Here is a 12,111-nt window from a genome sequence, read left to right as displayed (position 1 = left end):
TTTCGTTGTTGTTATAGGTTTAACAAGTTATCTTGTTTTTGCCTATAAAAAATAAAGTAAGGAAATAACAATGTTAGTGCATATATGTTGCAGTGTAGACAGTCATTATTTCTTAAATGAGCTACATAAAGTTTATCCAGATGAGAATCTTGTAGGATTTTTTTATAATCCCAATATTCATCCTAAAGAAGAACATGATTTACGGTTACAAGATGTTAGGCGAAGCTGCAATATGCTAAATATTGATTTAATTGAAGGGGATTATGATGTATCTTCTTGGAGGCATAGTGTTCGAGGTTTGGAAAATGAGCCAGAAAAAGGCAGTAGATGCAATGTATGTTTTGATACGCGCTTGATTAAAACAGCCGAACTTGCTAAGGAGCTTAATATTTCAAAATTTACTACAACATTACTTAGTAGCCCTATGAAGGAGCAACAAGTATTATATCAACAAGGAGATGTCATTGCGAAGCAAAATAATCTTGAATTTATTAAGATTAATGTTCGTGCAAATGGAGGTGTGAATAAGCAAAATGAGCTTGCAAAGCAAGATAATCTTTATAGACAGAATTACTGCGGTTGTCAATTTGCTCTTAAGGCGCAACGTAATAATCAGCAGAAATTATCTCTTGAAATGATAAGCAACGTTACTAGGCAAGTTATGCCGGGGAGTATTGAAGCTAGACATCATGTTTTTAATAAACGAGATGTGTTAGAAAAGTCTGGTAAAGGTTACGTACTTACACAAAAGAAACATCTTGTTTGGAGACTATTGTATGCACAAATACTTCATAAAAAAGAAGTTATTCCTTCCTATATTGTTGCTAGATCTAGCAACAAGAATCGTGCAAAAAGTGGAAATATTTTGTGGGTAAAGCAACAATTAACCAATATTCATGTTCTCTATGATTTGGGAAGTTTTGCAGATAATATTTTTCACAATACAGTGCGGTCTTTTACTGATTTAATGATAACAAAACAGCAGGAATATAATCAAAACTTTGATTTGCTTATTGGTTATTCTAAGCGCGATGATAGTATATTTATTGATATAGCTATGCTTAATTTTTTATTAAACAAAACCTATAAGAATGTTCAGTCTTTGGCGAAAAGTCCACCAAGCTATCAGGAAGAGCTAAGATTGCGGCACTGCCTTTGCGGGATAGAAAGTGTTAATCCTATTATTATCCTTGATTCTAAAATTCCTCATGATATTATTATTCATGTCAACAGTACATTTCAAGAAGAAAACATTTATGATGTAATAGAGGAATATGCTGATTGTGCAGTAAAGTTTGAATAAATCAAAATATGCAGAGAGATATTTAAGTCCATTATTTAAGCATAGTGCTGGTTTAGTATTCTAATTACGAATAGTCCTAGTCATGAACTTTTTGTAATTTTTAAACTTTAAGTTATTTTTATGGTTTTTTAGTGTAAAATCGTTCTTTGTTTTAGCAAGTAGGGGTACATATCCGAAAGCAGACATATATTATTTTAGGAGCAACTATGAAAAAAATTTCATTAGTATTTTTTGCCTGCCTAGCATTTGCTTTGGCAGATGAAGGTAGTATTAGAGGGCAGGAATTTATTGCTGCATTGTCAATTGTTGGTGCTGTAATTGGGCTTGGTATTGCCGCTTTAGGTGGTGGTATAGGTATGGGGCACACTGCTGCTGCTGCTATTTCTGGTACGGCAAGGAATCCTGCTCTGGGTTCTAAACTGCAAGCTACCATGTTTATTGCAATCGCGTTGATTGAAGCACAGGTTATTTATACTTTGGTATTTGCTATTATTGCTATATTTGTAAATCCTTTTATTGATCCTAGTGTATTTCAGTTTAGTTAGACTTTAATTGTGTCTGTATCAAATTTTCTGGGAATTCTAATCCCAGCCTAAACCGATTTTTTGCGCTGGTGGTGGAATGGTAGACACACCATCTTGAGGGGGTGGCGGAGCGATCCGTGTGAGTTCAAGTCTCACTCAGCGCACCATTTTCAAGTTTTTCTTTATATTGTGCTATGCCGGAGTGGTGAAACTGGTAGACGCGCTAGACTCAAAATCTAGTAAGGGAAACCTTGTGTCGGTTCGAGTCCGACCTTCGGCACCATTCTATTCTACTTTCATATTCTTTAGTCTTTGTGCTAATTTTTACTTTATTATTTTATAAGTCCTGATAGCTCAGTTGGATAGAGCGTAAGATTCCTAATCTTAAGGTCATGGGTTCAAATCCCTTTCGGGACACCAACCTTCTCGAATTAATACTATGTATTATTATAATATTGATGAATCTTTGTTTATGCTTATACATATCGCAAATATAGCACAGAAAAGCATTGTTAAGCTTGTGCTTAAGCCAAAAGTGAAAATAGCGTAAGTACTGCTTGTAGCAAGTAAAGAGAAAGAAACGATACTCGTTAGACTAGCGAGCAGTATACCCGTAACACGTTGATGCAGGTGAATATGAGTATTAAAGGCTATTAACATATAGTCAATGCCTACTGCTCCTGCTAAAATAAGTCCAAAGATTACAAATATATTATATTGAATACCCATTATAAAAAATATAAAAAGTGTCAACATATTAGCGAGCAACACAAAAAATACTATTTTGCTACCCTTTAATAAGCCGAAAAATAGCGATAGAATCACCCATGCTATGAGATAAGCAGAAAGTTTTAATATAAGAGCATTTTTCTTAATGGCACTAAATTCGGAATTTAATAGTTCTACAATATTAATTACTCGCATGTGGAAGGATTCCAAGATAGTAAAAAATTCTTGATTTTTTACAACGTTTTTGAGAAATATAATGCTTAGATAATCTTTGCGATTGGAAAGGTTTGATTCTGTGAAATTAGATTCTCTGTTAAATTGTGAATGATTGATGGACGAAGAAATATCCTGCGGAATGATAAATTGCTGGAATTTTTCCCTTAGATGACTTTGCAATATATCTTCCACAGTAATAAGAGGCATAGCAATAAGTTTATGAAGAGCATCTTGTAAAAGTTGCTTATTGACACCCAAGCTTTTATAATTGTCATAAAAATTTGGATTATCATAGAGTATCTTTAAAGAATTTTGAAGCGTTTGCTGTTCTAATGGAGTAAGAAAAAATTTAGTGATTCCGTCATAATCACTTATGAGATTCTTCTGTTGTAAAATCTGCAAAACATTCCGCTGTATATCTAAAAAATGACAAGAAACTTTATGAGAATATTCTTGTATTCTGCACATTGCAGAGTCGCATAAAGGAGATTGACATTCACATGGCGATGAAAGGTTAGCAAGAGTTGTAATTTGTTTGTCAGAGTAACATGGTAAGTTTTTGGAATCTATAATCAGAATATCTGTGTTTTGCGTATTCCCCATGATTGCAAAGAATCTTTTACTTTCTTGCAAAAGATGATCTGGCAAGCTAGAATAGTCTCTGATATTATCTTCAAATGACGTATGAATAAAAGCTATCGCGCCAATAAGTCCGCATGTTATTACTATGATACACAATGGTTTAAAAAGTGTGCTTGTACAATATTTTGCGCAAGTTATAGTGTGCATTACCGATGTTTGAAAGATTCTTTGAGAATAGAAGGAATGTTTTGAGAAAAATATAGGGAGTAAGAAATAAGTTGCAAGGGAAGCCCCCAGCAGTGTAAAAATCGAAAGAACTGCAATTTCATGCAAGAATCGCATAGGAGAGAGGAGAAATAACGCATAACCAAAACTTGTAATGCTTACACTAAGTAGGAAAAATTTTCTAATTACATGGATGTTAGAATCCCCGATCATTTTCTTGTCATTGAGGCTTAACCAATGTATAGGGAAATCTAGCACTAAACCCACCAGGCTCGTGCTGATTACAAGACTTAAAAGATGCACTTCTTGCAGGAAGAAAAAAACCGCACTTAGACCACATAGAAAACTAAACCCTATCACAAACACAAGATAAAAAATCCGCAACGAAGAGAACGCAAGAAGAAGGATAAGAGCAACTACAATAAGAGACATGCCGCCCATATAAAGGCTTTCTTTGTTTCCCTCTCTCTTGGCATAGCTTGAGAAAAGTGAGTTTGAATAGATAATTATGTCAATATTCTGCGCCTTTGCCTCATTTTTGATTGTTTCGTAAAATTGCAGCAGCATTGTAGAGTCGAAGTTTTCTTTTAATTTTGCATTGGCAAAATAATAGATTCCTTCTGGACTTTCTTTGTATAGCCTTTGTTTGTATACATCAATCTGTAGTCCGTTGGGATTATTTATCAGACTTGAATGGCTTGCTAGATTCAATAAGTCAGCTGAAACGGGTAATAAGCGAAAAACAAAAGGGTTGAAGAGCCCTTGTATTTGGTTGTGTAGAAAATCTTGCGCATTGGTAAGAATCTTTGTATAGGTTTGATAATCAAGAGTGGCTAAAAGCAATGTTTGAAACGTTGCTAAAAAATCTTGTTGCTGTTTTTGTGTGTATTGCGGAGAGATATATAGCTCTGTAAAAAGTTTATATGATTGATTAAGCGATTCTATACGCAAGAGAAAGTCAGAATCATTGCTTAGAAATAGCATTTCTGATTCCATATTTTTTTGAATTTGCTGTAAGGCTTGTTGGTTGGAGTAGGGTAATTCTACTTGTAAGAGTTTAAAAATATTGCTTTGAATCTTATCAACATGCAGAATAATGAAAACTATCATAATAATAGAAAGCGCGAGAAATATAATTGGGATTAGAGTCTTTTGGATTCTATTAATAATTTTCTTCATGGTATTTTGAGCATTTGGATTAATGGTTTTGTGTTTAGTAACATTACGCCTTGTTAGTGCTTGTCTGTGTTGCTATTTGATAAAAAACATTACGTGTTGTATCGCCATTTTTTTCTTCTAAGATGATTTGATGAATGGTTTTTGCTCCAGAAATTTTTATGCTTGTAAAGATTTTTTGTAGCCATATATTTTTAGGCTGCAAAGTAAGTTCCCATTGCGTTTTATCGCCTTGTAAATTCATCGTGAAATTCTTTTGTAGATTGTCTATATTAAATGTGATAATATCAAGAAACAATCCTTTATCATAATTTTTTGTTTGTTGTATCCATTGTGAATCTTTATATTCAAAAATTCCTTGTTGATTAATTTTTATATGACTTTGTATAGGTTTATGAACATTCCAGTAGAGTGTTTGCTGTTTGATTTGGAAGCTCCCCTCGCTTGTTAATTCATTAGGGAATCCAACAATGCTTTTATGTTGTGTAAATTTTCCTTGAATATTTTCTTGTTTTAATTCTTGTAAATCATGGAGTCCAAAACCAAATAAAGGCAAAATCAAAGAAAATATGATGAATAAAATCTGTAACCTATAACACATTGATATTCCTTTTCTTGTTTTGTATGGCAGATTCAATAGCCTGTCGCAAGATTTTTGGTAAGCAAAAACAAGTTTCTTGAGATTCTAACAATACAGCAACTTGACTGCTATGGGCGAGAAATAATTTTTGTCCCTCTAAGTTTTTAAAGACGTATTGAAATCTTAAGAAGCTTTCCCACTCAAGTAGTCCTACTTCAACATTGAATTTTTGATTGAATTGCAGTGGTTTGATGTATTTCATATCTATTTTGACGACAGGCAGTACGAAACCATTATAGCGCATTGTTGTATAAGTGCAATCAAGAGATTCCAAGAATCTACATCGCGCGCTTTCAAGATATTTAACATAATTGCCATGCCATACCACTCCCATAGAATCTACATCAAAAAATTCAGTTTGCAATGTATAGGTTTGAGTGAGGATAGCCTTTGATTGCAAAAATAAGTTTTGATTATTTCTTTGATTCTTCATTGCGATTCTCCCAAAAATCAAAAAAATTAAACCATTCTTTAGGATTTGCGATAACTTTTTGTTCTAATGCCTTGATATATTGTTGCAAAAGAAAATCAATATATTCTTCACGATTATTTTTTGTGATAAGGTGCTTATAAGTATCACTTTGATAATTTAACGGTTGCAATTCAAGGCGAAAACGTCCATTATATTTTTCGCACCAAAGCATACTGATTTTGGTTTGTAAGATATATGCAAGCAGGAATGCTCCTTGAGGAAAGTAGCAGGGTTTTCCCAAAAATTGCACTTGTTTATTCCTCGCGGTTTGGAGAGAGATTCTATCCCCCATAATCCCTATATGCTCTCCGTTGTCGATGATGTTTTGTAGTTGTATCATTGTTTCCATTGTGAAATCTTCAATATAGAGAATCTTTAGGGCATTTTGAGAAATTGTATTAATCAGCTCCATAAAAGCCATTGCATTTTTTTTATACATAATGACGTTGATATTCGCAATATCTTTCTTGTTTGAGAGAGCTCTTGCGATTTCCACATTACCGAAGTGGCTTGTAAGAATGATTTGTCCTTTAGATTTCTTAAGGGAATCTGTTTTGTTTGTTAATTGCTCGTTTATAAAGCTTAAGTTAATAATATCTAGATCATTATATGTGATTTTACCTTTCCATACAGCGATTTTATCGCAAATGGATTCCGCAAAAGCGCGGAAATTATGATAAGCACTTACAGGTGGTATGCCCGCATAACTTTGTAGATTATTATAGAAAGAAGTGATGTTTTTTCTTTCTTCTCTTAAAAAAAGGAAAAATATGAGGCTAACCGAATTTATGCAGAATCGAAGCACAGGTTGAGGAAGCATCAAAGTTCCTTTCAATGTAATATTCAGCCAGAATCTTCCCGCTTTTTCTCGTCTTTGATACCATTGTAATGGCGCGCGATTGGTTGCAGTTTCTTGCATCATAATAACTTCTTTGCTTGTTTGTTCCTTAGAATCTCTTAGTTTTTTTGTAATTTTTTGTATGATAAAAATAGGTAAAAGAAAAAAATGTTTAGCGTGCATTTTGCTAATATAGATATTGTCTCGCAATCCCCTAAAATGTGAAACTTGATTTGTTGCATAATGTACTTGTACGCCGACCCAGCGCATTTGAATATTTGCTTTGGCACTAAGCACAAGGATTTCTATATCAAAATCCATTGCGTTACTTTGACAAATAGGCAATAAAGCAAGAGTAGCCAGTAGGGGATAGATTCTATACCCGCACATAGCGTCTTTGATGTGGTAACTTAAGGTATTGATTGTTACCCAAAGGTTTGTGAGCCGTCTTCCGTATAGTCTTGCTTTTGGTGCACTTTTGTCATAGATTGGGTAAGCACAGATAAGATTGTCTGGGTATTGTTTGCTTAAGGCAAGAAAATCCGTGATTCTGTCTAAATCATGCTGCATATCGGCATCAATCTGAAAAGCATGCGTGAAACCTAAATAGTGGGCAATGCGAAACCCGTCTTTGAGTGCCGCGCCTTTGCCACCATTTGTTGCTCGAGTATAAATTTGTAATTGTTTCTTGTTGCACGGCTTGTTTGCTTTATTGTTATGGGGGTACAAAGAGTCAATTGATTCTATATAATCTGCTTGCAAGGTTTGCAAAACTTGCTTTGAATCTTGATTAGAGCCGTCATCAATTAGCAATATAGAAAGATTATATGCGCAAAGCGTTTCTACAAGCTCTATGATTTTTGCAGGATGATTGTAATAAGGAATGAGAAAAAGCATTTTCATGAGGGCAACTTAAAATGTGTTGGACAAAAATTATGTATCGCATGGTGGCTAAGTAGCATTCTTCCGCTAGCGCATATTGCTTTGTCAGTCTTGAGTGAAAAATAGAGTTTGTTATTCTTATATTCCAATGTGATGAAAATCCATTCAGACGGTCGCAAGAACGTGCTAAATTTTACATTTTCAATCTCTATAATATCTTGCGTATGAATATTTAGATGTTTTGCTAAGTCATACACAAAGCCCAATTCTATGAAGCCGGGCACGAGGGGAAAGGTATGAAAATGCCCAGAGAAATAAAAGAGCGATGGACCAATGTAGGCTTTTGCATGTACTGTTGTATCGTCTTGACTAAGTAATATAAAAGTAGGTGTGATATGAGAATCTAATGCTAAAAGAAAATCTTGATAAGTAATTTTGCCTTGACTATTAAAGGGCAGTGTGTCGCAAATACTAAAATAACGTACTGCATTGCCAAAATGAGGTTTAAGGAAACCTTTAATTGTATCGCTTAACCCCTTTTTACCATATTGTCTAAAATAGGTTTCGCCCTCTTTGCTAAGAACGAGTAATGCACTTAGTCGATTTTGTCCCTTTCGTAAGCCTACATAGCTTTGCTGGATATATTCATGCGAGTTGAGCGTTTGTTCTATGGAATCAAGGCTGATACGTTTATCGTGGAGTTTTAGGATTCTATCCTTTCTGCCTAGAAGTGTTATTTTCCCATTTGATTCTATGGTAGCGCAGTCCTTGCTGTGAAAAGCAGACGCTTGTCTTGTGCATTCATTGTTGTTTTGATTGCACCAAGGAGAAGCGATAACCAAACAATTATTTTCATCGAGGCTAAGAGTAACTTCAGGGAAAGCAAAGAATCCGTTTCCTGTATTTTTTGCGATAATGCCCGTTTCACTGCTCCCATAGATTTCTATGATTTTGCTATGCAGTCCTAAACGTTCCTTAATAGAATCTTCGAGTTTTGCTCCAGCACAGAAGAGTATTTTGAGAGATTGTTTAACATTTCTTTGTTCGTGCATACTTAAACTAGATAAAAAAGAGGGGGAAGAGCAAAAGATGAGATTCGGTATGGCCGTTTGATGATTTTGTATGTAATGTAAGACATATTCAGGCGCACTAAAACTCTGCGAATACATTGTTGCACCACTTACTAATGGCAGAAAGATTCTAAAAGTCAGACCGTAAAGATGCGCATGCGAAATGCTAGCCATAATTATATCATTTGGCTGAATCTGAAATTCTTGTTGCAAGACTCTTGCTTCATATAGCATTTGCTGAAAGGTTTTTGTGATATTTGTAGGTTCTCCGCTGCTTCCGGAAGTTTGCAAAGTGAAGCAAGAATCATTGAGGGCAGATTCTAATTGTTTTGGAGAGTAATGTGTGTTGCTAGCTTGAGTAGCGCAAGAAAGTGCCAAGAAACTCGCGTCATCAAGCACGAATTGTTCTAAGGATTCTTCTTGTTTGGATTGCGTTGCCGGAAGGAAGACTTTTGTTGTAAGTGTCAAACTCGCAAAGAAAGCTATAAAAAAGTTGTATGTATCGCTCAAAGTTATTGCAATGGATTGTGTTGTGGTATTTTTGTGGGCATAAAAGTCTTGTAGGGCATGCTGCAAGACGAAAGCAAAATTACTAATTTCGCTAGAGAGTTGTAGGAAATCTTTGCGGATACAAGAATGATGAGAATCTAGCTGTATATCAAAATGGGGATTTAGGCTTCGCATCCGTTCTCCTTAATTTGCAGTATATATTTGCGGTAAATGATTTCGCTTAATAAAAAGATTCCAATGAGTATGTAAGAGAGTATTCCACAATAAAAAGTCCAGAATCTCTTATCCGTTACGAAAGCTAAAATACCTGCTATACAGCCATTCATGAAGAAAAAATAACACCAAAGCACGGTAAGTTTACGCGTGTAGAGAATCGCTTTTTCGCTAAGATTAGCCGCTCGCATTCTTGCAAATCTTGTAATAATTGCTTCTTCTTTGAGACTGAATAGAAACGTTATGAAGAGCAATAGATTAATAAACACAGGATATAAAAACGTTAGGAATTGCGCATGTAGAATTGTTATTGCAACAAAAAACAAAGTGATACATGCAGCGATGATTCTTTGTTGCGTATCTGTTGCGCGCAGTATATTGATGCACCAAAATACAGCCATTACAAGCCCAATAGATTCTAAATCTGTATAAAAATATAAGATAAACGGATACAAAAGACTTGCTGTTATAAAGCATAGCTGAAAGAGATTCGCTATGTAACGTGTCATGCAGGGTGAATCCTTATGAGTGAATGCGATGAAGGTTCATTGGCTGATATTTGTGGCCCATGTGTATTCTCTTTATGTTCTTTAGAATCAAGACTTTGTTATTGTATGTAGTTGTTTGGCTACGATATTGACAATATCTTCTAGCGTGCGAACTTCTTTGAAGTCGCTTGCCTGCATTGTGTATCCTGTTTGTTTCTTGATGTAGTCCATTAAGTCGATCGCATCAATGCTATCAATTTCTAAATCATCATAGATTTTCGCGTGCAATGTAATTTTACTTTCATCGACTTCAAAGAGTTCTATCAGTGCTTTTTGTAAGATTGCAAAAATTTCATTTTTATCCATTGATTGTCCTTTGTTCCGCAATGAATTGTGTTAAAGTTTCAACGTTATGAAAAATTGCCTTTAAGTCCATTGTTTTTGAATCAAGTGTGATGTTGTATTTTTTTTGTATTAAGATTCCTAATTCAAGGGCATCCACGCTATCTAATCCTAAGCCTTCGTTAAAAAGCGGAGAATCTGATTGAATATCGCTAGGTTTTATATCAGGCAAATTCAAGCCAGAGATAATAAGCTCTTTAATTTCTTCTTCTAAATTCATAAAAATTCCTTTTGGTAGAGTTGTGTGAGATAATTGTGTAACTTACGTACACGCAAAGGATTGGTCATATCGCTATAAAAATCTTGCAAAAAAATATCATTGTTCGCAATGAGTTGATAGTGAATATTTTTTGCCGTATTATACCATTTAGAGTCCTTTTGTAAGCTTTTAGGCTGCATTTTGATGAAAATTGGAGTAAGTTTTTTTGCGCTAGCAATTGCAATATAGGAGGCTGCCTTATGGAAAATGATTTGCTCTTGCGTCCTTGTACCTTCGGGGAAAATTAGCAGACTTTCACCATTTGCTAGAACTTTAATACTCTGCTCCAAGAGCTTTTCTTGATTGCCATTAGCAATATAACCGCTTGTTGCAATAGCCGCAAATAAAAAGATGTTTTTACGCAAATCGTTTTTGACGATACAATTTACTCTTCTGATTGTCGCAAGCAGCAAAACAACATCGAGCAATGAAGGATGATTAGCAATAATGATTCTAGAATCCCCGATACGTGGCTTACCAATAAGATTCTCAAAGTTCCGCAATTCATAATGCAGAATCTTTAATGATTGACAGAGATAGAGAAAGAATTTCCATGAATAATGTACTAAATCCCTACATAGATTCTGTATCCCTTGTATTTTATGCAATCTACAAAGCATAATAGGGATAAAAATACAATTACCAAGCAGACAGAGTATGCCAAAAAGAGCGAAAAATACTCCAATAGATAGGCTTTGTATTATCTTGCGCAATGTGTATCCTTGCAGTGAATCAATGAATCAGCTCATGATTCCATAAAAGATTGCCATCATCGATTTGATAAGCCATAGGAAGCGCGCTATGTTTGCTATTATGTAATGCAATCAAAAAGGATAATTCGCTAAGCATTTCAGGAAAGAGCTTGTGGCATTGTTTAGATTGCTCATAACTAATCGTACAATTTAACATACTATTTGGGTGATTGGCAAGCGCGATATGCAAAATAGTCATGAAATAGGATTCAGAGGTATGTTGTGAAGTTGCATCGGTGTTTGGCAGTGTGGTATTGAGTTTTTCATAATAGCTAAGAATAAGGGCTTCTTGATTGGGAAAGCTATGGTTGGATTGATAATCACATAGTGTGATATAGGCATTTAGTAGGGCGTATTCTAGGCAGTTACTCGAGATAGCAGTAATTTCATTGTAGTTTTGTGTTGCTATGGCAACAAGTGCCGGAGTGGCATTGAGTACTGAGAGTGAGAAAGTTGTAGGAGAGACGAGATTCTCTTTTGCGAGAGAATGTAACATGGCAAAACAGCGATTAATTTCTCCTGTTGGAGAGTGAAAAACAATAAGGGGCTTTTGTATGTGCTGAAATCTTGGCAGGAGAGTGAAAGCGCACTTAGCGGCGTTATTTAATCTACGTCGTTCTAATGCAGGGATATGCGCTAAGTCAAAATCTTGTTTGTAATTTTCTAGAATTGTAGATTCTATGCAATTATCATAAAGTGCCTTATCAAAATGCGGAGCGATAATGCTCTCATGCTGCAAGATATTAAGAACAAAGCTATTTGTTTGTTCAGAAGATTCTCTCATGACATTCTCCCGTAATAGCGAATAGAAATTTTGTTACTTTATTAGC

12 protein-coding genes and 3 tRNA genes are annotated in these 12,111 nt (G+C 34.9%); 5 read left to right on the top strand and 10 right to left on the bottom strand.

The window, feature by feature from the left end; translation table 11 throughout:
• Positions 1–70 precede the first annotated feature (70 nt).
• From CQA66_RS00155 to CQA66_RS00135, 5 genes are all read left to right on the top strand, one after another.
• The gene (locus CQA66_RS00155; RefSeq protein ID WP_104763705.1) at positions 71–1,303 is read left to right on the top strand and encodes an epoxyqueuosine reductase QueH; all 1,233 of its coding nucleotides are present in this window, start codon (positions 71–73) and stop codon (positions 1,301–1,303) included.
• A 206-nt stretch (positions 1,304–1,509) separates the two neighbouring features.
• Positions 1,510–1,848 (top strand): F0F1 ATP synthase subunit C, encoded by a 339-nt coding sequence (locus CQA66_RS00150; protein ID WP_104763706.1) that lies wholly within the window; start codon positions 1,510–1,512, stop codon positions 1,846–1,848.
• A 62-nt stretch (positions 1,849–1,910) separates the two neighbouring features.
• Positions 1,911–1,994 (top strand) — tRNA-Leu (locus tag CQA66_RS00145).
• Between the two features lie 29 nt (positions 1,995–2,023).
• A tRNA-Leu gene (locus tag CQA66_RS00140) sits at positions 2,024–2,110 on the top strand.
• Positions 2,111–2,170: 60 nt separating this feature from the next.
• A tRNA-Arg gene (locus CQA66_RS00135) sits at positions 2,171–2,247 on the top strand.
• 27 nt (positions 2,248–2,274) lie between these two features.
• Here CQA66_RS00135 and CQA66_RS00130 read toward each other — a convergent pair.
• The 10 genes from CQA66_RS00130 to CQA66_RS00085 all read right to left on the bottom strand — a co-directional run bounded on the left by CQA66_RS00130 (position 2,275) and on the right by CQA66_RS00085 (position 12,065).
• Positions 2,275–4,758, bottom strand: a complete 2,484-nt coding sequence (locus CQA66_RS00130) for an MMPL family transporter (RefSeq protein WP_104763707.1) — start codon at positions 4,756–4,758, stop codon at positions 2,275–2,277.
• Between the two features lie 43 nt (positions 4,759–4,801).
• The gene (locus CQA66_RS00125; protein ID WP_104763708.1) at positions 4,802–5,356 is read right to left on the bottom strand and encodes a LolA family protein; all 555 of its coding nucleotides are present in this window, start codon (positions 5,354–5,356) and stop codon (positions 4,802–4,804) included.
• Positions 5,346–5,828, bottom strand: coding sequence for an acyl-CoA thioesterase (locus CQA66_RS00120; protein WP_104763709.1), 483 nt, complete (start codon positions 5,826–5,828; stop codon positions 5,346–5,348). The genes CQA66_RS00125 and CQA66_RS00120 overlap by 11 nt, the downstream gene beginning before the upstream one ends.
• Entirely contained in the window at positions 5,809–7,608 is a 1,800-nt protein-coding gene (locus CQA66_RS00115) for a glycosyltransferase family 2 protein (protein WP_104763710.1), read from the bottom strand. Before CQA66_RS00115 ends, CQA66_RS00120 begins: the two co-directional genes overlap by 20 nt.
• Complete coding sequence (locus tag CQA66_RS00110) at positions 7,605–9,341, bottom strand: AMP-binding protein (protein WP_104763711.1); 1,737 nt, start codon at positions 9,339–9,341, stop codon at positions 7,605–7,607. The genes CQA66_RS00115 and CQA66_RS00110 overlap by 4 nt, the downstream gene beginning before the upstream one ends.
• Positions 9,329–9,889 carry a COG4648 family protein gene (locus CQA66_RS00105; RefSeq protein WP_104763712.1) on the bottom strand — a complete coding sequence of 187 codons (561 nt, stop codon included), beginning with the start codon at positions 9,887–9,889 and terminating at the stop codon, positions 9,329–9,331. The genes CQA66_RS00110 and CQA66_RS00105 overlap by 13 nt, the downstream gene beginning before the upstream one ends.
• A gap of 87 nt (positions 9,890–9,976) precedes the next feature.
• Complete coding sequence (locus CQA66_RS00100) at positions 9,977–10,234, bottom strand: acyl carrier protein (RefSeq protein ID WP_104763713.1); 258 nt, start codon at positions 10,232–10,234, stop codon at positions 9,977–9,979.
• A complete protein-coding gene (locus CQA66_RS00095) occupies positions 10,227–10,490 on the bottom strand; it encodes a phosphopantetheine-binding protein (protein ID WP_104763714.1) in 264 nt (87 codons plus the stop codon). The genes CQA66_RS00100 and CQA66_RS00095 overlap by 8 nt, the downstream gene beginning before the upstream one ends.
• Positions 10,487–11,242, bottom strand: coding sequence for a lysophospholipid acyltransferase family protein (locus CQA66_RS00090; RefSeq protein WP_233707794.1), 756 nt, complete (start codon positions 11,240–11,242; stop codon positions 10,487–10,489). The genes CQA66_RS00095 and CQA66_RS00090 overlap by 4 nt, the downstream gene beginning before the upstream one ends.
• A 19-nt stretch (positions 11,243–11,261) precedes the next feature.
• Complete coding sequence (locus tag CQA66_RS00085; protein WP_104763715.1) at positions 11,262–12,065, bottom strand: beta-ketoacyl synthase chain length factor; 804 nt, start codon at positions 12,063–12,065, stop codon at positions 11,262–11,264.
• Positions 12,066–12,111 lie beyond the last annotated feature (46 nt).

The sequence above is a fragment of the Helicobacter aurati genome, assembly GCF_003364265.1.
Lineage (GTDB): Bacteria > Campylobacterota > Campylobacteria > Campylobacterales > Helicobacteraceae > Helicobacter_A > Helicobacter_A aurati.
This window is presented reverse-complemented; position numbering and strand designations above follow the sequence as displayed.

What these genes read in the sequence shown, in the direction of transcription:
- CQA66_RS00155 (WP_104763705.1), top strand. Translation starts at nt 71, where the DNA reads ATGTTAGTGCATATATGTTGCAGTGTAGACAGTCATTATTTCTTAAAT.
- CQA66_RS00110 (WP_104763711.1), bottom strand. Translation starts at nt 9,341, where the DNA reads ATGCGAAGCCTAAATCCCCATTTTGATATACAGCTAGATTCTCATCAT.
- CQA66_RS00085 (WP_104763715.1), bottom strand. Translation starts at nt 12,065, where the DNA reads ATGAGAGAATCTTCTGAACAAACAAATAGCTTTGTTCTTAATATCTTG.
- CQA66_RS00150 (WP_104763706.1), top strand. Translation starts at nt 1,510, where the DNA reads ATGAAAAAAATTTCATTAGTATTTTTTGCCTGCCTAGCATTTGCTTTG.
- CQA66_RS00120 (WP_104763709.1), bottom strand. Translation starts at nt 5,828, where the DNA reads ATGAAGAATCAAAGAAATAATCAAAACTTATTTTTGCAATCAAAGGCT.
- CQA66_RS00100 (WP_104763713.1), bottom strand. Translation starts at nt 10,234, where the DNA reads ATGGATAAAAATGAAATTTTTGCAATCTTACAAAAAGCACTGATAGAA.
- CQA66_RS00130 (WP_104763707.1), bottom strand. Translation starts at nt 4,758, where the DNA reads ATGAAGAAAATTATTAATAGAATCCAAAAGACTCTAATCCCAATTATA.
- CQA66_RS00095 (WP_104763714.1), bottom strand. Translation starts at nt 10,490, where the DNA reads ATGAATTTAGAAGAAGAAATTAAAGAGCTTATTATCTCTGGCTTGAAT.
- CQA66_RS00125 (WP_104763708.1), bottom strand. Translation starts at nt 5,356, where the DNA reads ATGTGTTATAGGTTACAGATTTTATTCATCATATTTTCTTTGATTTTG.
- CQA66_RS00105 (WP_104763712.1), bottom strand. Translation starts at nt 9,889, where the DNA reads ATGACACGTTACATAGCGAATCTCTTTCAGCTATGCTTTATAACAGCA.
- CQA66_RS00115 (WP_104763710.1), bottom strand. Translation starts at nt 7,608, where the DNA reads ATGAAAATGCTTTTTCTCATTCCTTATTACAATCATCCTGCAAAAATC.